The sequence below is a fragment of the Pseudomonas sp. MYb60 genome (assembly GCF_002979555.1).
Taxonomy (GTDB): Bacteria; Pseudomonadota; Gammaproteobacteria; order Pseudomonadales; family Pseudomonadaceae; genus Aquipseudomonas.
In genome coordinates, this window is the sequence record NZ_PCOZ01000006.1 from 68346 (window position 1) to 88849 (window position 20504).

15 protein-coding genes are annotated in these 20504 nt (G+C 62.5%); 3 read left to right on the forward strand and 12 right to left on the reverse strand.

Annotation, left to right across the window (positions count from 1 at the left end):
- Positions 1-134 precede the first annotated feature (134 nt).
- On the reverse strand, positions 135-1940 hold the full coding sequence (gene msbA / locus CQ041_RS11915; protein ID WP_105522032.1) for a lipid A export permease/ATP-binding protein MsbA: 1806 nt from the start codon (positions 1938-1940) through the stop codon (positions 135-137).
- 159 nt (positions 1941-2099) lie between these two features.
- Between msbA and CQ041_RS11920 the strand changes: the two genes are divergently transcribed.
- Positions 2100-3980 (forward strand): bifunctional O-antigen ligase/aminoglycoside phosphotransferase family protein, encoded by a 1881-nt coding sequence (locus tag CQ041_RS11920; RefSeq protein WP_105522033.1) that lies wholly within the window; start codon positions 2100-2102, stop codon positions 3978-3980.
- A gap of 18 nt (positions 3981-3998) precedes the next feature.
- On the opposite strand, the gene CQ041_RS11925 is transcribed toward CQ041_RS11920, so the two are convergent.
- Genes CQ041_RS11925 through CQ041_RS11955 form a run of 7 tightly spaced genes read right to left on the reverse strand, consistent with a single transcriptional unit; the run spans position 3999 to position 12160 of the window.
- Complete coding sequence (locus tag CQ041_RS11925; protein ID WP_105522034.1) at positions 3999-4883, reverse strand: glycosyltransferase; 885 nt, start codon at positions 4881-4883, stop codon at positions 3999-4001.
- Positions 4880-6034, reverse strand: coding sequence for a glycosyltransferase (locus tag CQ041_RS11930; RefSeq protein ID WP_105522035.1), 1155 nt, complete (start codon positions 6032-6034; stop codon positions 4880-4882). The genes CQ041_RS11925 and CQ041_RS11930 overlap by 4 nt, the downstream gene beginning before the upstream one ends.
- Positions 6031-6915, reverse strand: a complete 885-nt coding sequence (locus CQ041_RS11935; RefSeq protein WP_105522036.1) for a DUF6625 family protein — start codon at positions 6913-6915, stop codon at positions 6031-6033. The genes CQ041_RS11930 and CQ041_RS11935 overlap by 4 nt, the downstream gene beginning before the upstream one ends.
- A 56-nt stretch (positions 6916-6971) precedes the next feature.
- The gene (locus CQ041_RS11940; protein WP_105522037.1) at positions 6972-8396 is read right to left on the reverse strand and encodes a PIG-L deacetylase family protein; all 1425 of its coding nucleotides are present in this window, start codon (positions 8394-8396) and stop codon (positions 6972-6974) included.
- On the reverse strand, positions 8393-9289 hold the full coding sequence (locus CQ041_RS11945) for an antimicrobial resistance protein Mig-14 (protein WP_105522038.1): 897 nt from the start codon (positions 9287-9289) through the stop codon (positions 8393-8395). The genes CQ041_RS11940 and CQ041_RS11945 overlap by 4 nt, the downstream gene beginning before the upstream one ends.
- Positions 9289-10419, reverse strand: coding sequence for a glycosyltransferase (locus CQ041_RS11950; protein ID WP_105522039.1), 1131 nt, complete (start codon positions 10417-10419; stop codon positions 9289-9291). Before CQ041_RS11950 ends, CQ041_RS11945 begins: the two co-directional genes overlap by 1 nt.
- Complete coding sequence (locus tag CQ041_RS11955) at positions 10403-12160, reverse strand: carbamoyltransferase (RefSeq protein WP_105522040.1); 1758 nt, start codon at positions 12158-12160, stop codon at positions 10403-10405. The genes CQ041_RS11950 and CQ041_RS11955 overlap by 17 nt, the downstream gene beginning before the upstream one ends.
- 268 nt (positions 12161-12428) lie before the next feature.
- Between CQ041_RS11955 and CQ041_RS11960 the strand changes: the two genes are divergently transcribed.
- Both CQ041_RS11960 and CQ041_RS11965 read left to right on the forward strand, forming a co-directional pair.
- On the forward strand, positions 12429-14519 hold the full coding sequence (locus tag CQ041_RS11960; RefSeq protein ID WP_105522041.1) for a TonB-dependent receptor: 2091 nt from the start codon (positions 12429-12431) through the stop codon (positions 14517-14519).
- Between the two features lie 88 nt (positions 14520-14607).
- Positions 14608-15981 (forward strand): surface-adhesin E family protein, encoded by a 1374-nt coding sequence (locus CQ041_RS11965; protein WP_105522042.1) that lies wholly within the window; start codon positions 14608-14610, stop codon positions 15979-15981.
- Between the two features lie 2 nt (positions 15982-15983).
- Here the strand turns inward: CQ041_RS11965 and CQ041_RS11970 are convergent, their stop codons facing one another.
- Genes CQ041_RS11970 through CQ041_RS11985 form a run of 4 tightly spaced genes read right to left on the reverse strand, consistent with a single transcriptional unit; the run spans position 15984 to position 20353 of the window.
- Positions 15984-16910: an ABC transporter permease gene (locus CQ041_RS11970; RefSeq protein WP_105522043.1), complete on the reverse strand. Its 927-nt coding sequence runs from the start codon at positions 16908-16910 to the stop codon at positions 15984-15986.
- Positions 16907-17857, reverse strand: coding sequence for an ABC transporter permease (locus CQ041_RS11975; protein WP_105522044.1), 951 nt, complete (start codon positions 17855-17857; stop codon positions 16907-16909). The genes CQ041_RS11970 and CQ041_RS11975 overlap by 4 nt, the downstream gene beginning before the upstream one ends.
- Positions 17850-19373, reverse strand: coding sequence for a sugar ABC transporter ATP-binding protein (locus tag CQ041_RS11980; RefSeq protein ID WP_105522045.1), 1524 nt, complete (start codon positions 19371-19373; stop codon positions 17850-17852). The genes CQ041_RS11975 and CQ041_RS11980 overlap by 8 nt, the downstream gene beginning before the upstream one ends.
- On the reverse strand, positions 19373-20353 hold the full coding sequence (locus tag CQ041_RS11985) for a sugar ABC transporter substrate-binding protein (RefSeq protein ID WP_105522046.1): 981 nt from the start codon (positions 20351-20353) through the stop codon (positions 19373-19375). The genes CQ041_RS11980 and CQ041_RS11985 overlap by 1 nt, the downstream gene beginning before the upstream one ends.
- Between the last annotated feature and the right edge of the window lie 151 nt (positions 20354-20504).

Below are 20504 nucleotides of genomic sequence, written 5' to 3' on the forward strand. Positions count from 1 at the left end.
TGTGTCCACCGCAGGGCAAATGTGGGAGGGGGCTTGCTCCCGATGGCGGTGGTCCAGCCAGCATTTCTGCTCGCTGGCACGCCGCTATCGGGGGCAAGCCCCCTCTCACATCAAGCCAGTGAGCACCGGTCGGATCAGGTGATGTCAGCAGGCGCCGGGGCATCGAGGCCCATGGCATGCAGGCGGGCGTAGTAGCCGTTCTGGGCCAGCAGTTCGCCGTGGGTGCCGCGCTCGACGATACGACCGTCGTCCATCACCAGGATCAGGTCGGCCTTCTCGATGGTGGACAGGCGGTGCGCAATCACCAGGGTGGTGCGGCCTTGCATGACCTTGTCGAGTGCCGCCTGGATGTGCCGCTCGGATTCGGTGTCGAGGGCCGAGGTGGCCTCGTCGAGAATCAGCAGCGGCGCGTTTTTCAGCAAGGCACGGGCAATGGCCAGGCGCTGGCGCTGGCCACCGGACAGCAGCACGCCGTTTTCGCCGACCTGGGTGTCGAAGCCCTTGGGCAACTGGTCGATGAAGTCCTTGGCATTGGCATCGGCCGCCGCCGCTTCAACGTCTGCCCGTGGCGCGCCGGCCAGGTCGCCGTAGGCGATGTTGTTGGTCACGGTGTCGCTGAACAGCGTGACATGCTGGGTCACCTGGGCGATGTGACGGCGCAGATTGAGCAGCTTGTAGTCTTCGATTTCCACGCCATCGAGCAGGATTTCGCCGCTCTCATGGTGATAGAAACGCGGGATAAGGCTGGCCAGGGTCGACTTGCCGCTGCCCGAACGCCCCACCAGCGCGATCATCTGCCCAGGCTCGGCAGTGAAGCTGATGTCCTTGAGCACATGGCGTTCGGTGCCGGGGTAGGTGAAGTTCAGGTTGCGCACTTCAAGGTGGCCGCTGACTTTGTCACGCTCGACAGTGCCGCGATCGACTTCGACCTCTTCGTCCAGTTGCTCGAAGATACTCTCGGCACCGGCCACGCCTTTCTGGATGGTCGAGCTGACTTCGGACAGTTGGCGGATCGGCTTGGGCAACAGGCCGGCCAGGGTGATGTAGGCCACCATGTCACCGGCAGACGCATCACCGCGAAGGTAAAGGACCAGGAACATCAGCACCGCCATGGCGGTGTAGATCACCAGTTGCAGCGCCGGGGTATAGATGGCGCCGGTGCGGGTCATGCGCAGTTGCTTGTCGGTATTGCTCTGGCTGGCCTTGAGGAAACGTTTTTCCTCGTAGATTTCGCCGCCGAAGCTGCGCACCACGCGGTAACCCTGAATGGTTTCCGAGGCCACGTGGGTCACGTCGCCCATGGCCACCTGGATCTTCTTGCTCTGCTTGCGGAATTTCTTGCTGGCCGTGCTGACCATCACCGCGATCAGCGGCAGGATGGCGATCATCACCAGCGTCAGGCGCCAGTTCATGAACAGCAGCGAGGCGAACAGGAAGATCACCGTCATGCCTTCACGGATCACCACTTTGATAGCGTCGGTGGCCGCGCCCGTGACCATGGTCACGTTGAAGGTGATGCGGGAAATCAGGTGCCCGGAATTATGGTTGTCGAAATAGCGGTTCGGCAGGGTCAGCAAGTTGTTGAACAACTGCACCCGCAGGTCGTGCACCAGGCCCAGGGAAACCTTGGCCAGCAGGTAGTTGCCGAGGAACGAGCCGAGGCCCTGCCAGGCGGCGATCAGGATGATCAGCAGCGGCACCGCCTGCAGCAATTGCAGGTCGCGCAGGTAAGGCACGGTCGGGAACAGCACGGCTTGCGGGTTGGACAGACCGTCGACGAAGTACTTGAGGATGTACCCCAGCATGGGCTGGGTCGACGCGAAAATCAGAAATCCGACGATACTCAATGCGAACAGACCCGCGTAGGGCCTGACGTAGCTGAGCAGACGGAAGTATATTTTCAAGCTCGAAGGGCTTGCGCTCGGACTGGAGTCGGTCATATCACGCGGCGTTTTGAAAAAGGAGGCTGACTTTAGCACAGCTTCTCTGTTGTACTTGCACCCCGCATGACCTGCGACCCGGTCGGATCCGACCGGAGATATTATTTAGCCATCATCGTAAGATGCTCGGCTTTCTCTTCCGGAATGGCTTTTTACCGTATGCACTCCAAGCGCCTTATGTATGGCTCAAATCGCGTTTTTGACTTCCTGGCCCTGTGGATTTTGCCCATTGGCCTGTTCCTGCTCCTCAGCTCGCTGTTCTTCCTGAGCAACCGCAGCGGCCTGCACAAACTCTATTACGGCCTGTTCAGCGCCCCGGCCCTTTTGCTGCTGTGCCTGCGCCCCGCCGAATGCAAACACCTGTTGCGCGAGCCTCTGGCACTGGCCTTCCTGGCGTTTTCCATCTGGGCGATGATCAGTGTGTTCTGGAGCCCGGGGCAGCATCCCGACTTCGAATTGTTCAAACGCCCGCTGCACACCTTCATGCTGTTCGCTGGCTGCGCCTTGCTCTTGCACTACCGCAGTGACGTGTTCAAACCGGTGTTCTTCGCCGCAGCGGTCGTCGCCCTGGTGGTCAGCGCCTGCAACCTAGTTGCCTTTATCCAGCACTTCACCGAAGGCGCGCGCATGGTCGGCGGGCTGGGCGCCCTCGACAACCCGTTGCTCAGTTCCCACCTGTTCGGTTTCTTTTGTGTCTACTGGCTTTATATCAGCATGACCAGCAAGCGCATGCAGGTGTTGCTGTTCAGTCTGCCGGCACTCGCGATCATGACGGCGGCCGTGCTCGCCACCGGCTCCAGGACACCGCTGGTGGCCCTGGTGCTGGCATCGTTGTGGATGAGTTTCACCATTCGCAATCGCCGCTCGGCGCTGCTGATTGCCGGCCTGGTGCTCGGCACTGCGGGGCTGCTGCTGTTCTATCCGGAACTCATTACCAACCGCGGCAGCTCGTTCCGCTTCGAGTTGTGGGGCAAGGCCCTCCACCACGTGGCCGAGCATCCCTTGATTGGCCACAGCTACGACTCAGAACCGTCGCTGACGCTGTCAGACGGCAACACCTACCGCGAGCCCCATAGCTTCGCCATTGGCGTGCTGTATTACGTGGGCATCATCGGCTTCCTGCCGTGGGCGTTCATGCTGGCCTGGGGATTGTTCAAGGGCTACAAGGAGCGCCTGCAGCCGCTGTTCATCCTGGCCTCCGCCTTGCTGGCCTACGGCATCGGTGCCGGCCTGACCGAAGGCGGCGGCATTCTTTCGCGGCCCAAGGAGCATTGGTTCCTGCTGTGGATCCCGCTGGCGCTGTTGGCCGGCCTGAGCATCGCCCAGCGCCGTCGCAGCCTGCTCGCCACGCCGGTCAAGACCCCTACGCCACAAGCGTTCGACCAGCTGTGCAGCAACGCCCATGTGATCGAAGCCGATGGCCTGGGCCCCAAAGTCCTGCGCCTGGAGGACGGCAGCTTCCTCAAGCTGTTCCGCGCCCGCCGCTGGTACACCTCCGGCCGGTTCAACCCGTACTCGGAACGCTTTGCCAGCAACAGCGTGCAACTGCGTGAACACGGGATTGCCGCGCCGACGATCCTCGACCTCTACAGCCTGCGCGACGGCAGCACCGCCGTGAGTTACCAGCCGTTGCCGGGACTGACCCTGCGCCAGACCCTGCAAAGCCTGGACAGCAGTCTGCGCGGCGCCCTGGTGGAGCGATTCGGTCGGTACATGGCCCAGCTCCACGAGCAAGGCGTGTACTTCCGCTCGCTGCACCTGGGCAACGTACTGTTCATGGAGGATGGGGAGTTCGGGCTGATCGATGTGGCGGACATGCGCCTCTACCCGTCGGCACTGCGCAATACCCTGCGCCAGCGCAACCTCAAGCACATGCAGCGCTATCCGCAGGATCGCAGCTGGCTGTTCGAGAGCCACTTCGAACAGTTGATGCAAGGCTACGCCGCCGTTGCGTCGCCACAAGCCACCCTGAAGATCCGCGAGCAGGCCCGGGCATCGGCCCGGCCGCTGGTGCAAGCAGCGAGCCCCGCCAGCAAGTAAAGGGGCTCGCGCCTGGCCTCAGTCTTTTTCCAGCGGGGAGAAGTACAAGCGGGCCAGGCCGCGCCAGGTCTTCTTGTTCCAGGCGCGGAACGGAATCTGCGCCAACAACTCACGAGCCAACTGACGATTGCGGTTGGACGTCTTGAGGAACATCGAGCTGAGAAACTTGTAGCGCACCTCGTCGTACAGCGGATGATCGCTGAACAACGCGTAGGTGCGCAGGATGTTGTCGATCATGAAGCGGTGGTTCTTGTAGGAGTTGGTGGCGTGCTTGCGATAGCGCGCCATCACCACGCTCAACCCGTCGATAAAGTAGCCCGCGTGGGTGATCTTCAACTCGATCAGCAAGTCTTCCAGACGAATTTCCGGGTCGAAGCCGCCAACCGCTTCCAGGGCTTCACGGCGGATCATCAGGGTCGGCGCCGGCGGATAAGGCTTGCGCTCCAGGAACATGTCGTCGAAATCCAGGCGCCGGAACGGCACATCGCGGCGCTGGCGGCTTTCGGGAAACAGCTCGCCCTGGGAATCGATCAGCTCGATGTTGCCCGCGCAAATCCCCACCTCAGGCTTGCCGTCCATATAGGCCACCTGCGTCGCGATGCGGTCGAGCATCATGATGTCGTCCGAGCCGAACGGCACGATCAGCGGCCCGTTGGAGCGTGCAATGGCGCCATTGAGCGTATTGGTGAGGCCCTGGTTCTGTTGCACGCGAAAATCGAAACGGTGGTTTTCCTGCAGCGTGCGAATGCGCTCGACACTGTCGTCGGTAGAGCCGTCGTCAATCACCAGCAGTTCAATGTTGGGATAGGTCTGGTTCAACACACTCAGGATGCTCTCTTCTATATAGGGAGCATGGTTGTACGACGCGATGATCACACTGACCAACGGTTGACTCTGATTCATACGTTTTCTCTGCGTGCTTGAGCCAAGCCCGACTCGATCAGTTCCAGGTATTCCTGACGGAACACCTCAATATCATGGTGCGTCTGGAGGTACTGGTAAGCCTGTTCACCCTTGAGCGCCAACGCTTCATCGGAAAGCCCGAGGTAGGTGTCCAGCGCCTGTGCCCAGGCCGGCACGTTGGCCGGCTCGACGGCCAGGCCGCCCGCCCCTTCGATCAGCGGCAGCATGGCCGGCACGCTGGAGGCGATCACCGGCAGGCGCCCGCTCATGCCTTCCAGCAGCGCCAGGCCGAGCCCTTCGGCCAGCGAGGGCATTGCCCAGATATCAAACGCACGCACATAACGCAGAGCGTTTTCCCGGAAGCCCAGCAAGTGTACGCGGCCTGTCAGGCCCAGCCGCTCGATCTCGGCGGCCAGATTCGCTTCTTCACGCCCGGCACCGATGATAGCCAGCTGTGCGTTGGGGTACTTGTGCTTGATCGTTGCAAAGGCTTGCAGCAAATAGGTGTGGCCCTTGACCGGAACCAGACGGCCCAGCGCGCCAATCAAACGTACCGAGGGATCGAGCCCGAGCATTTCCCGCGCGTGTTCGCGGGAATACTGCAACGCATCGGTCTGTTCGATATCGATGGCGTTGGTGATGGCGTAGGTATTGCTGTCGGTGAATCCGCACTGGCAATCCAGCAGGTACTGCTTGACCGCCGGCGACACGCCGACAAACCGCCAATGATGGTCGATCAGGCGCTGGGCCTGCTTGCGGCGGTAGAGGCGATCGTATTCACCAAAGCCGTGGGAAATGCCGATACACAGTGGGATCTTCAACCAGCGATTCAACTGCAACATCATGTTGACGGGCTTGAAGCGGTTGCACACCACCACGTCGAACTTTTCCTTGCGGCAAAACTGATACAGCCGCCACATCGCCATCAGGCGCATGCCCTTCAGGGCCTTGTCGGAAAACTCGAAGTACACCGACGTGCCGGCCCGGCTCACCGGTTCGCCCGGCCCCGGTCGGCCGCGCAGGAACGCGGCCGTCACTTCATAGCGATCAGTCGGCAATGCCTTGACGATCTGTTCGGCCAGATCGGCAAAATCATGGGATTTGACATTGTAGTCAGGCTGCAACTGCAGGACCTTGAAAGGCCGACTCATAACGCTCCTCGATGGAAACCTGTGGCGTCAACAACCCAGGACGGTGCAGCGGCCAACGCTTGAATGTGTTCAGGGCTGGGCGTCTCCACCAACGGCCACTGATTGCGTTTCCAACAGACAAAATGAAAGTAGGGAAATTCCCGCTCGCCGTCCCGGTCATTGGTCAGACGGCCATTGTTCCAGAACCATTGATGGGGAAAACGCTCCGAGCCGTCGTGCCATTTGATCACGCCACCGGGCGTACTGAACGCTTCGACGAACTCGCTGCGACGTCGCCACGGGTTGAGCTTGCCGACCAGATTGAACAACGGCTTGGGCAGGTTTTTGCGCCACAGGAAGATCCGGCTGAACGCGCCCTCATCCAGCGCATGATGCGCCTGATCGGTGAAACGTGTCTGCCAATCCTTGATCTGCTTGAACACTTCACGCTTTCTGGCCGTGTTGCGCATCAGGCACAGGTGCCCGGCCACACGGCGCTCGTGGGTCGAGAACAGGTCATAACCGGCCAGGCGATCGGCGGTGAAATACTTGCGCAGGTCACCGTAGATCAAGTCCAGGTCGCCAAATGCCCAGAAATCATAGCCCTCGAGGCGATCAGCATGGATGTAGCCGAGCGCCGGCTTGATGTCGCACAGTTTGTAGGCGGCTTGGGGGGCGAAGCGGATGCCCAGGCGCTCAGACACCAGCGCGCAATAATCGGCAAAGGAAATGTGTTCAATCCGCACGTTGTCCGGGACGTTGGCCGGTAACGGGCAATCGCTGAACAACAGCCAATCGATATCTGCGTTGCGGCGGCAGCTCTCGAGGAAAAACGGCATCCAAAATGGCCAATGGCCAAAATAGGGAATCACAAAAAGAATACGCGGGCACGGATTGATCACGGGGGACTCACTGTCATTTACAGGGGCACTCAGTGCCCCCTCACTTTGCTTAACGCTTATTTATGCTGGATGAGCCAGAACAGCTCATGGCGTCGGACGGCCTTGCGGAAAAACTCGTTTTCTCCCCAGGGTGAAATCGCCCGACGCGCCAGCAGACGCTGTATCACCCGCCGCACCCGCCGTTTGAACGGCATCCTCGGTTGCAGGTCATGCATCATCCCAAGCGACATTGCCTTGTCACATTGCTGCTCATCGGTGAGCGTCATGCAAAAAGGATGCAAAGTGTACGTCGAATCAAAGCATGGTGGCAAAGCGACACCAGCGCCCGCCTCCCCCATCGGCCAACGGTCGTTGTCATGCAGATGGTTGGCGTAGCCGAGCAGCGTGGCGGGCTGCCACTCCAGCCCTTCCAAGGCCTCAAGCACCGCCTGCTGGGAGCAGATATGGTCCGGGTGGGGATCGAGCACCGGGTGGGGCAATACGATCACCTCCGGGCGCGCCTTGAGCAGCAATGCCCGCAGGTCAGCCAGCAGATTGTTCCAGGTCGGCTGGCCATCGATATCGGCTGGCAACGTTGACGGGTTCAGGCGGCGGAACGCGCGAATATCACTCAAATCAGCCTCCCTTGAGGCGATCGGGCGCTCGGGTTGCGCCTTCATTGCCGGCAGTTGCAGGCAGAAATAACCCAGTTGGTAGCAATGCTCCTGAGGCACACCCGCCCAGCGCGGTACGGCGATGCTGTCCCAGGCCCGCAGGCGCCCTTTCAAACGCGCCGCCTCGGGTTTGCCCAAGCCCATCTGCTGATAATGCTCGGCCTCGATCTCGCCGGCGGTCAACGTGACGATCCAGGGCTGCGGCGCCTGGCTGTACAGGCCGAAGGCTGCCAGTTCGGCATCGTCGGCATGGGGCGCGATGACCATCACCCGTTGATTGCGCAGGTCCGGGTGACGGAATACTGACAGCACCGGCTCGCCCTGCACCCGGCAGAAACGGCCGCGTACCCGCAGGTTCCCCGCGACCAAGGCTTGCGCCTGGCCCGTCAGGTTCAGGTAACGCAAACCGGCGACGCCACGCTCGAACGCCTGGCGATCCGTGCGCTCACCCCCCGACACTTCGATAAACGGGTCGATAAAGCGCCCCAGCCAACCACTCTTGATCCGCAGCGCCAGCACCAGCGTTTCATCACCCGCCAATGCCAATGCCTGGCCCGGCACCAACCGGTCGCCCTGCAGGGCAACCCCAGGCTGCTCGGTGCCGACAGGAAACTGGTACTGGTAGTCGTCCTTCGGCGTGTAGAAAAGATGGTCGGCAAACCAGGCTTCATGGGCCACCCAGGCCAGCACCATCAGCAGTGGCACCAGCCACCAGGCCAGCAGCACGCCCGCACCGATGATCAGCAGCAGCCCCACCAGCAGGCCAATGCGTTTGTGGCGACGATGGCGCTTGAGCAGCGCCTGCTTGCGGCTCGACGAATCACTCATGACTTGAACACCGGCACAGGGTTGCACCAACGGTCCTTGTACTCGCGGTCGGCCCGCCCGAACGAAAAGCGCAGCGGCTTGCCGACCTCACGTGCCTGCTCCCAGGCCGCTTGGGTATTGAGGAAACTCAGCACGCTGCCCGGACTGAAATCGCGGGTAGCGGGATCGACACCACCGTTGACGTACTCCACGCTGATCCACTCCGGCGACTCGACCCGGTAGACCAACTGGACGGCAATCGGCGCATCGTTGAGGAAGATCACCGAACCGATCAGGAACTCACGCAGCAGCTCGATGACCTCGGCCATGCGCTCGGCGCCCGTGGCGACAAACCCCCAGCGGCGCAGGAACAGGTCGCAGTAGATCGCCGCCAATTCGGTGCTGGAAAACTCGCTCACCGGCCGCACGACGCCGCCCGCCTCTTCCAGCAGGCGCAGTTCGCGGCGCTGGTTGTAGCGGAATTTCTTCGACAATTCTTCGGGTGTACGCGCCATGGCCAACTGCTCGGCCTGGGGCTTGAGGCTGCTGAAGCGGCCTTGGTTCAATGCACCGAGGTAGCGCGCGCGGTGACGCAATGGCACCTGTGCATCGGCGGCGGCCGGCAGGATCAGCTCGGCGTTGCCCAGGTCGAACAGGCCCTTCTTGCCCTGCTGCTTGAGCACGTCCTTGGACAAGGCCAGGTCGCGTCCCCAGGTGGCAATGCTCGCCTTGAGTTCGCCGCCTTGCTCCCAGGCCAGGTAACGCACAGGGATGTCGGCCAACCCGGCCAGGCGCTCGATCACCTGCGGGTGAGTGGCGACACTGCCGCCAAAACGCTGCCAGGCTTCACTGTAGGCAGGCGCGTCGACGACGGACCAGCCACGCTCGCGCCAGCCTTGGAATCGATTGAGCATCAGGCCCCCGCGGTCAGTTCAATTACGTGCGGCAGTTGCCAGAAGGTGTCGCGTACCGCCTGATCCGAGAATCGTGCGTGCAGGCGCTCCAGCATCATGTCGGCGCACTGGCGTTGCTGGTGTTGATCCATCGCAGCCAGATGCCCCAGGCCCTGGGCCAGGTGCTCGGCATCGCCGAAGGGGAACAGAATACCCACGCCCTCGACCACCTCCTTCGCGCCGCCGCATGCGGTGGCCAGCAGAGGGACGCCGGCGGCCATGGCCTCCAGCAGCACCATGCCGAACGGCTCGTGGTCGGAACTCAGGGCAAACACATCGAACGCGCGGAAATAGCGCCGCGCGTCCGGCACCTGGCCGAGGAACAGCACCTTGTCGGCGATCCCCAGCTCACGCGCCAATGCCTTGAGGTCCTGCTCCAGGCGCCCGCGCCCGAGGATCGCCAGGCGGCTGTGCACCGGCAATTGCGGCAGTGCCAGGGCGAAACCCTTGAGCAAGGTGGCCTGGTCTTTATCCGGGTGCAGGCGGCCGACATTGCCGACCACCCATTCATCCGGCGACAGACCCAGCGCATCACGCGCTTCCTCGAACGGCACCTGAAGCGCGCGCACGGCGTCCACGTCGATGCGGTTGTACAGGGTCTGGATACGGGTGTGCGGCCAGGCCGGCAGGCAGCGGCGCATGTCGTCGCGCACCGCATCGGAGACGCCCAGCAGGCTCAGGCGCTTGCGGAAAATCCCGGCGAACAGCTTGCGGCTGCGGCGCTGGTAATCGCCAAAGGCGTGATGCACACCGATCACCGGCAATCGCGTAGCCAGCAAGGCCACGTAGATCGGTTTGAAGCGGTGGGCAATGCAGAAACTGAAGTTGCGTGACGCGGCGATCTTGCGCAACTGCGCAATGGCGCCCAGCTTCAGGCCACGCACGGCCTTGGAGCTGAACGCCATGAACACCACTTCGTCACTGGCACACCCGGCGGCCACCTCGGGGTCGGCGACCCCGGTGAGGAACACCGTGGTCACCTTGTAGCCGGAGCCTGCGAACAGGCTGGCGTACTGCCGCGCGCAGTCCAGGAACGGCCCGTCATAGCCGTGGCAGAACTGCAGGACGTGGCGCTCAGCCGACCGTGTCATATGGGTCCACGCCGTCCTTGACGACCAGGATGTCTTCCATGATCAGGTATTGCAGGTCGGAGCCGAAGAACATGTCCAGCGCGTCTTTGGGCGAGCAGATCATCGCTTCGCCGCGACGGTTGAGCGAGGTGTTCAGCGACACGCCGTTGCCGGTCAGCACTTCCAGCTCTTTCATCATGTCGTAGTAGCGCGGGTTGTACTCGCGCTTGAGCACCTGGGCGCGGGACGTGCCATCTTCATGGACCACTTCCGGCACGCGGGTTTTCCACTCTTCGGCCACTTCAAAGGTGAAGGTCATGAACGGCGCCGGGTGATCGACCTTGATCATCTGTGGCGCCACGGTGTCGAGCATCGACGGGCAGAAAGGCCTCCAGCGCTCGCGGAACTTGATCTGGTGGTTGATGCGGTCAGCCACGCCGGTAGCACTTGGGCAACCGATGATCGAACGACCGCCCAAGGCGCGCGGGCCAAACTCCATGCGCCCCTGGAACCAGGCAACCGGGTTGCCGTCGACCATGATCTTGGCGATGCGCTGGGGCATGTTGTCGATCTTGCGCCACTTAGGCTGGCTCTCGTGCTTGGCACACGCCGCGATCACGTCTTCGTTGCTGTAGGACGGGCCGAGGTAGACGTGTTCCATCTTCTCCACCGGCACACCGCGGGCGTGGGACACGTAGGCCGCTGCACCCACCGCCGTACCGGCATCGCCGGACGCCGGCTGTACGAACAGCTCTTTGACGTCGCTGCGGGCGATGATCTTCTGGTTCAGCTTGACGTTCAGCGCGCAACCGCCGGCGAAGGCCAGCTTGCCGGTGTCTTTAAGGATGTCGCCCAAATAGTGGTCGATCATCTGCAGCGCCAGTTTCTCGAACAGCGCCTGCATGCTGGCCGCGTAATGGATGTAGGGCTCGTCGGCGATATCGCCTTCGCGCTTGGGACCCAGCCACTCGATCAGTTTTGGCGAGAAGTAGAAACCCTTGCCCTTCTCTTTATAACGACGCAGGCCGATGACGTTGGCGTAGTCGGTGTTGATCACCAACTCGCCGTTTTCAAACGAGGCCAGGCGCGAGAAATCGTATTTGCTCGCGTCACCATACGGCGCCATGCCCATGACCTTGAACTCGCCGTCGAGCATCTCGAAACCGAGGAACTCGGTGATTGCGCCGTACAGGCCGCCGAGGGAATCCGGGTCGTAGAATTCCTTGATCTTGTGGATCTTGCCGTTCTCGCCGTAGCCGAAGAACGTGGTCGCGTACTCACCTTTACCGTCGATGCCGAGGATCGCGGTTTTTTCCTGGAAGCCAGAGCAGTGGTAGGCGCTGGATGCGTGGGCCAAGTGGTGTTCAACCGGTTCGATCTTGATTTTCTTCGGATCGAAGCCCAGTTGCTCCAGGCACCAGACGATCTTGTTGCGGTAGCGCTTGTAGCGACGGTTGCCCATCAGGATCGCGTCGAGGGCGCGGTCCGGGGCGTACCAGTAACGCTTGGCGTAGTGCCAGCGCGCCTCGCCGAACAGGCTGATCGGTGCGAACGGGATCGCCACCACGTCAACGTCGGAAGGCTTGATGCCGGCCTGTTCCAGGCAGAACTTCGCCGATTCGTAAGGCATGCGGTTCTTTGCATGTTTGTCGCGCACAAAGCGCTCTTCTTCGGCGGCCGCGATCAGCTTGCCGTCGATATACAAGGCTGCGGAAGGATCATGGCTAAGGGCGCCGGACAGGCCAAGAATCGTCAATGCCACTGGGGTCTAGCCTCTTTTAGTCTGCATGCAGGCGGGTCGCGCCTGAAAAAAGTGCGTTTCCGCCTGGGCGAGAAACAGCTAAAGGGCGGGATTATAGCGTAAAAGCAATGGGGAGCTGTTAGCGGCAAGTGGCTAGCAGATTGGGCGCAATCTGCAAGATTGCGTCTAAAGTCACGTAGGACACGTCTAAAGACACCGCCAGAGGATTCGTTAAACAGTGACAGAATCGATAGAATCCCGCGTTTGCCGCACTTTGCCTGGTTCTCTGATGAAAATGCTTGGTCCTGTTCACCTCTCCCTCATGACCGGCCTGCTCGGTGTTTGCAGCGCCGCGATGAGCGACGATACGCCGCTGGTACTCGACCCGAGCGTGGTCACCGGCTCGCGCAGCGCCAGCCCGACCTTTGATCTACCGTATTCGGTGGACGGCATCAGCCGTGAACAGATCAGCGACGGCCAACTGGGCATCAACGCCTCTGAGGTGTTGTCCCGCGTGCCTGGCCTGGTGGTGCAGAACCGCCAGAACTATGCCCAGGATCTGCAGATTTCCTCCCGCGGCTTTGGCGCCCGCTCGGCGTTTGGCGTGCGCGGCCTCAAGCTGATTGCCGACGGCATCCCCGCCAGCACCCCGGACGGCCAGGGCCAGGCCGCTACTTTCAACCTCGACACCGCCGAGCGCATCGAAGTCCTGCGCGGCCCGGCCGCCACCTTGTATGGCAGCAATGCCGGCGGCGTAATCCAGATGTTCTCTCGCGATGGCGAGGGCCCGCCGCGCATCGGCGCCGAAACCCTGGTGGGCAGCGACGGCCTGAACAAAAACCACCTCACCGCCGAGGGCGCGGCCAACGGTGCAGGCTTCGTGCTCGACGCCTCACGCATGGACACCAACGGCTACCGCGACCACAGCAGCGCCCGCCGCGACCAGACCTTCGCCAAGCTCAACGTCCAGCCGGATGACGACAGCAAGCTTGCACTGATCTACAGCAGCCTCGAGCAGAACGGCACGCAGGACCCGCTCGGCCAGAGCTGGGCTGCGTACAAGGCCGACCCACGCTCGGTTGCACCCAATGCGCTGACGTACAACACGCGCAAAAGCATCGACCACCAGCAATTGGGGATGAATTACGAGCGGTATTTCGGCGATGCAACGTTGCAGGTGAATGGGTATACGGGGCGGCGGAGTGTGATTCAGTATCTGTCGATTCCCAGGGGCGCACCCGCCAACGAGCGAGGCGGCGGTGTGGTGCAATTCGACCGCAAGTTCTACGGCGGCAGCGCGCGCTGGATACAACCTGTAGAAGGGGCACCAGGCGAGCTGATGATCATTGCTGGCCTGGACTTCGACCAGAGCGAAGACAGCCGCCACGGCTACCAGAACTACAGCGGCACCACCCTTGGCGTGAAAGGCCAACTGCGCCGCGATGAAATCGACACCGCGCGCAGTCTCGACCCCTATATCCAGGCCAACTGGGCACTGGGTGACTGGACCCTGCAAGCCGGCGTGCGTCACAGCACCATGGAGCTGGACGTTGACGATCAATTCCTGAGCAACGGCGACGCCAGCGGCAACAAGTCTTACCAGAAAAACACCCCATCAATGAGCGTGATGTACGCATTCACGCCGCAACTGCATGGCTATGTCAGTGCGGGCAAAGGCTTCGAAACACCTACCCAAGCGGAGCTGGCATACGCGCCGGGGAACGTCGAGGGCTTTAACTTCGGCCTCAAACCGTCAGAAAGCACCCAATACGAAGTGGGATTGAAGGCTCAGGTGAATGACACTCGGATCAATGCCGCCGTGTTCCAGATCACTACCGAGGATGAGCTGGTGGTCAGTCAATCACTTCAAGGTCGCACCAGTTACCAAAACGCCGGCCGCACCCTGCGCCGCGGCTTCGAACTGGGCATCGAAAGCCAGCTCAGCGAACAGTGGAGCACCCACCTCGCCTACACCCGCCTGCAAGCTACCTACGACAGTGATTTCGTCAGCGGCGGCAGCACGGCCGTCGACAAAGGCAACTACCTCCCCGGCGTGCCGCAAACCACCCTGTTCGCCGAGCTCAACTGGAAGCCCCGCGACTGGGTCAGCACCGCCCTCGAAGGCATGTACCGCAGCAAGGTCTACGTCGAAGACACCAACAGCCAACGCGCCGCGCCGGCCTACAGCGTATTCAACTGGCGCGCGCGTTTCGAACAGAAAGTCGAGCACTGGACCTTCCACCAGACCCTGCGCCTGGATAACCTCCTGGACCGCCAGTACGTCGGCTCGGTGATCGTCGGCGACAGCAACAACCGCTACTACGAAGCCGCCCCCGGCCGCTCGTGGTATGCCGGCGCCGGCGCCGAATACCAATTCTGAACATACCCCGGTCGAAGGTGGGAGGGAGCCAAGCCCCTGCCACCTCTTGACCACGCAAGGCCCTCCCATCTTTTAGCAAGGAACGCACATGAAACGCCTCTCGATCGTTGTCGCCCTCGGCTTGCTCGGCGGTTGCGCCCACACGTCCACCAAGGTCGAACCGATCTTCGCCGAAGTCCTCAAACAACCGCCGCTGGCCGAATCGATCCTGCGCGACGGCGACCAGCTCAGCTATCAGGTCGAAGTCACCCCAAGCAAAGGCTCCAGCGTGCCAGACATCGCCCAGGTGCGTGCTTCGTGCGCCGCAGCGGACGCGAGCCTGCAATTTCTTGAATCACCCGGCACCCTGGCGGCCAACGGTCAGCCCACGCGCTTCACGGTGATGCGTAACCTGACCGCGCCGGTCGTCGCTTACCTCAAGCAGAACAGCGCGTTTGCGGCGGCCTGCGCCAACACCCCACGCCCCGACTGGCGCCTGGTCGGCAGCACGTCCACCCAGCGCCAGTTGCTGATCGACCGCGCCAGCCTCAAGCCGGTCGGAGATCGCGTACAGGTCTGGGGCTCGGTGGACGAACCCGTCATCCTCACCGACAAACTCAGGAAGATGCCATACGCGCAAACCCGCACGCACTGGCAGGTCAGTTGCAACCAGAAAACCTACCGCACGCTGGCGTCATTCGGCCTCAACCAGAACAACATCGTGACCTTTGGCAACATCGAGCGCGCGCCCCAGGACAAACCGTTCAACAGCGCTGACGCCGACACCCAGACGCTGCTCAACGCCGCCTGTTCACCCACGCTCACTCAACTGCCCGTCGCCACGGCGCGCACCAAGGCCCAGCAAACCCTGACGCCGCCACCGCTCTCGGCCGAGGTGAACGCGGCGATCAGCGCGCTGAACATGCCTACCGCCAGCAAGGCTCTTCGCCATCTGGTCCAGGACCGTGACATGGGCTACAGCCCGATGCGCAGCAACCAATACATTGAGCCGGGCGCCGAGCGCGGCCAGTTCAAGGTGCGCCACGTCACCCAATACTCGTCCTCTGCATTGACCACGTTCCGCGGCCTGATCACCCTGACCTTCCAGAGCCAATTCGAGCTGCACGGTGTGAGCACCTCGGCCGCCAGCCATATCCAGGAACTCGGCTTTACCGGCGACTGGCAGCAGATGCCGGTGGGCGCGACGCTGGGCTACCGCTCCAAGGACCTGAACCGCAATACTGCCGAAGACGACCGCGTTCTCGAGCGCACTACCACCTGCGTGGTGAAGCGCGAACTGCCGGCCAGCAAAATCAATTCGTCACTGAGCGGCAACGCCAAGGAATTGAGTTGCAGCGCTACCGGCGGCCAATACCAGGCCACCAGTACCGAAATGTACCTGCAAGATTATGGGTATTTCTTCACCACCCAGAGCAACACCAACGGTACCAAGATGCGCAACACCCTGGTCAAGGCCGAGTAACCCTAGGCCCGCTCCAGCAGGCGGCGACTGGCAAAGCTGAACGTCAGCACCCCGAAGATCAGCACGCCGGTCGCCACCTGCTGCCAGTAGAAATTCCAGCCGATCAACAGCAGGCCGTTGGCGATCACGTTGATGAACAACACCCCCAGCAGGGTCCCGGGAATATTCGCCCGGCCCTGCCGACTCAGGGTGGTGCCGATAAACACCGCGCCAATCGCATTGAGCAGAAACGCATTGCCGGACAGCGGCACGTAAGCGCTGACCGTCGAGCTGAGCAACACCCCCGCCACCCCACACGCCAGCGCAGTCGCCAATGCCACGACGCTGACGATGCGCCGCACCGACAACCCCGAGTAGTACGCCAGCAACGGCTGCGTGCCCTGGGCCAACAACTCCCGCCCCAAGCGCCCGCGTGCCAGCGCCAAACCGTAGAACAGCGCCAATCCCAGCACGATCAACAAGGGTGTCAGCCCGCTCAACTCCGGCTTCAAGCCTTGAACGATGTAGATCGGCTGGCCGCCGTCCGAGAGCAATTGCTGGGCACTGGTGCCGATAAACAGGGTGCCCAGGGTCGCGAGGAACGGGCTGATGCGCAGCCCGGCAATCAATCCCGCGTTCACCACCCCCACCAGCAGCGCAGCCGCCAGCGCACCGGTCGCCGCAAACGCCCAGCCATGCCCGCCGTTGAGCAGCACCACAAAGCTGAAACTGGCGAAATCCAGCGCCGTACCCACGGACAAGTCGATGCCACCGGCCGCCACCGCGTAAGTCATGCCGATGGCGACAATCGCCAGCAAGACGAAATTGTTCAGCACCAGGCTCTTGAGGTTGCCGCTGCTCAAGAAGCCCGGCGCCTGCACGGCGAATACCAGCACGATCAGGGCGAACACCAACGGCAGGGCCAGGGGTAACAACGCACGCGGGTTCATGCGCTGGCCCTCCGACTCAAGGCGCTGGACGCTGCCACCACCAGCAGGATCAGCACGCCCTGTACACCGTTGACCCAGAAGCTCGAGAGGTTGAGCAACTGAAAACCGTTGATCAGAAAACCGATCAGCAAGGCCGCCAGCAAAGTGCCGGGAATGCTCGCCACCAGCCGTCGTGAAAACACCACGCCGAGAAAGGCAATGGCCACTACCGACAGCAGCATGTCGCCGGAACCCGTGGTGCTGCCGCTGAAAAATGCTGCCGAACACAAGGCCGCCACCGCCGCGCACAGGCCCGACAGCGCATAACTGGACAACACGTAGCCAGGCACCCGGATACCCGCCGCCTCGGCGGCCTGGGGGTATTCGCCGACGGCATGCAAACGCAGCCCGTAGGCCGAATGCTGGATGAGCAGCGTCAGCACCGCGGCCGTCAGCAGCAGCACCCAGGCCAGTGCCGGCACGCCCAGCCAGGCGCCACCGCTGAGCAGGTCCAAGAGCGGCGAGTCGGTAGACACCACGGTGTTTTCCGTGAGCACCAGTTCCAGTCCGGCCAGCACGTTCATGCTCGCCAGCGTCGCCAACAGCGGCGGCAAACGCAGCACCACCACGGCCAGGCCGTTGAGCAGGCCCACTGTCAGGCCGCAGGCCAGGGTCAGCAATAACGTGAGCCAAAGCTCGACGCCGGCATTGTTGAGCCGGCTGAACACCGCCGCGCACAAGCCCAGGTTGGCCGCCAGCGACAGGTCCAGGCCGCCGGCCACTACGTTCGAGCCACCGCCGATGATCACGCAGGTGAGCCCGAAAGCCAGCACGCCGAGGATCGCCGACTGGCTGAACACATTGGCCAGGTTGCCCAGGGACAAAAAGTTCGGCGCGGCCACGGCAAAGCCCGCGAGGATCGCCAGGAACACGCCGACCGAACCGCGCCGCAAGATGGCCTCAAGCATGTTCGAGCTCCCGCACGGGGTTGGGTGCCACCGGCACGGCACCGGTGGCGCAGGCCAGCAAGCGGTCGCTGTCGGCCTCGCCGGCGTGGAATTCACCGGCGATCTCGCCGCGGTGCAGCACCAGAATCCGGTCACTGATGCCCAGCAATTCAGGCAAATCCGACGACAGCACCAACACGGCCGCCCCCTCTTCCACCAGCCGTCCGATCAAGCGATAGATCTCCACCTTGGCGCCCACGTCCACGCCCACACAGGGCTCGTCCAGCAAGTACACCGCCGAGCGCCGGCTGAGCCATTTGCCCAGCGCGACTTTCTGCTGGTTGCCACCGCTCAACTGGCTGACGGCGGCCTGGGGCCCCGGCGTCTTGATCGCCAGCTCATCGATCAGCCGCACACTTTCCGCGTGCTCCTTGCGCCGACTCAACAGGCCCCAGCGCGTGAAGCGGCCGAGGCCCGCCAGTGTCAGGTTTTCCAGCACCGACAACACCGGCGCGATGCCCTGGCTGCGGCGTTCTTCGGGCACCAGCGCAATGCCCTCGGCAATCGCCTCGCCCGGCGAGCGCAGGCGCAGCAAACGTCCGTCCAGGTGGATACTGCCGCTGTCGGCGCGCTCGACACCGAACAGCGTCTTGAACAATTCCTTGGCCCCCGAACCCACCAGGCCGGTGAGCCCGACGATTTCCCCGCGCCGCACCTCCAGGTCAATCTGGCGGTAGCGCCGCGCCAGCTTCAAGCCGCGCACCTGCAGCAACGGCTCGCCCAATGCGACCTTGGCCTTGGGATACATTTCCTGCACCTCGCGGTTGACCATCAACCGCGCAATCTCGCTGCTGGACGTGTGGCGGGGCTCGACCACCGCCACATCGCGGCCATTGCGCAGCACCGTAACCTCGTCGCAGAGGCTGTCGATTTCCTGCAGGTAATGGGAGATGTACAAGATCGACAAGCCCTGGTCGCGCAGACGCTTGACGATACGCAGCAACTGGTCGACCTCACGCTTGACCAACGCCACGCTGGGCTCGTCGAACACTAGAATTTTCGGCTGGCGTATCAGCGCGCGGGTGATCTGCAGCACCTGGCGCTCGGCGCTGTTGAGCTCGCCGACCAGCGCGCCGGCAGGCAATTGCAGGTCGAAGTATTCGGCCAGCAGGCGGTCAGCTTCACGCTGCTGCCGACGCCGGTCCACAAACGGGCCGCGCCTGAGTTCGTGGCCAAAAAACAGCGCTTCGCCGACGGTAAAACTCGCCGGCAGCAAGCGTTCCTGGTGGATGAACTGCACGCCCAGCGCATCCACTTGACGCGGCGTCAACGCGGCATACGCCTGGCCGTCGATACTCACCTGCCCGGCGTCCGCCTTATGGATGCCGGCGAGCACCTTGATCAAGGTCGACTTGCCCGCACCGTTCTCGCCCACCAGGCCGTGGATGGTGCCGCGCTCGACCTTGAGGCTGGCGTCATCCAGTGCCAGGGTGGCGCCGAAGCGCTTGCGCAGGTTCTGCAGGTACAACGCTGCCATCAGTCACCTCGCAGTTGCTGGACCTGGGCAAGGTTGCCGGCGGTGGTCAGCAGGGTCGGCACGTGGGTTTCCTTGGGCAGATCGCGTTGGCCGGCGAGGTAGCGGGCCACGTTCTGCACGGCGGTCTTGCCGATCAGCGCCGGTTGCTGGGCGACCACCGCGCCGACCGGCGAATTGGCCTGGCCGAGCAGTGCCAGTACTTCGGGAGTGCCGTCCACGCCGTAGGTCTTGATCTCGGTGCGCTTGGCGTCGATCAGCGCCTTGCTCGCGCCCAGTTGCGGGATGTCCCACGCCGACCAGATCGCCGACACGCTGCCCGCCGGGTACTTGTTGAGCAGCGCCGAGACTTGGGAATAGGCGTCCTGCACGGTATTGGGGATCACGTCGCGCAACTCGGGCTGGATGATTTCCAGCTGTGGGTAATCCTTGAGCGCCAGCTTCAGTTGGTCATAACGGATCGCGCACACCGGCACGCCATAAAAGCCGTTGAACACCAGGATCTTGCCCTTGCCGCCCGCGTCCTTGATCAACTGATCGGCCAGCGCCTTGCCGGTGGCGACGTTGTCCGAGGTGGTGTTGTTGAGGCTGTACTGGGACGGTGCGTCGATGGTGAACAGCGGGATGCCGGCCTTGCTGATGCGCTTGAGCCAGGGGTCGATGACGCTGAGGGTGCCGAGGGTCTGGATCACCGCGTCGGGCTTCTGGGTGACCACGGTTTGCAACTGGGTCACGAGATTCTTGTCATTGCGCCCGGCATCCAGGGTGATCGGTGTGCCGCCCAGCCGCTTGATCTCATCGACCTGGGCCTGGAAAGCCTTGATATCGAAATAGTGACTGGTGCCGGTCATGCTCACGGCAATGCGCTTGCCGGCCAGGGACGGCACGGCATCATCGCCCTCGGCCGCCTGGGCCACGCCCCCCAGCAGCAGGGCAGCGCCGAGGCAGATCAAACGGGACAGCGAAGAAAGACTGGAGGGCATGCGAGGCTCCTGGGCAACCGATGAAGGGGTTCACCGGAGCATTGCAGAGCCCGTGCCATGAATTTTATTGATCTAAATCAGATAGATACAACGCACCCGAGAAAACAGCCTGTCGTTAACAGCCACCAACTGCCCATTTGCTGTTGCTCAC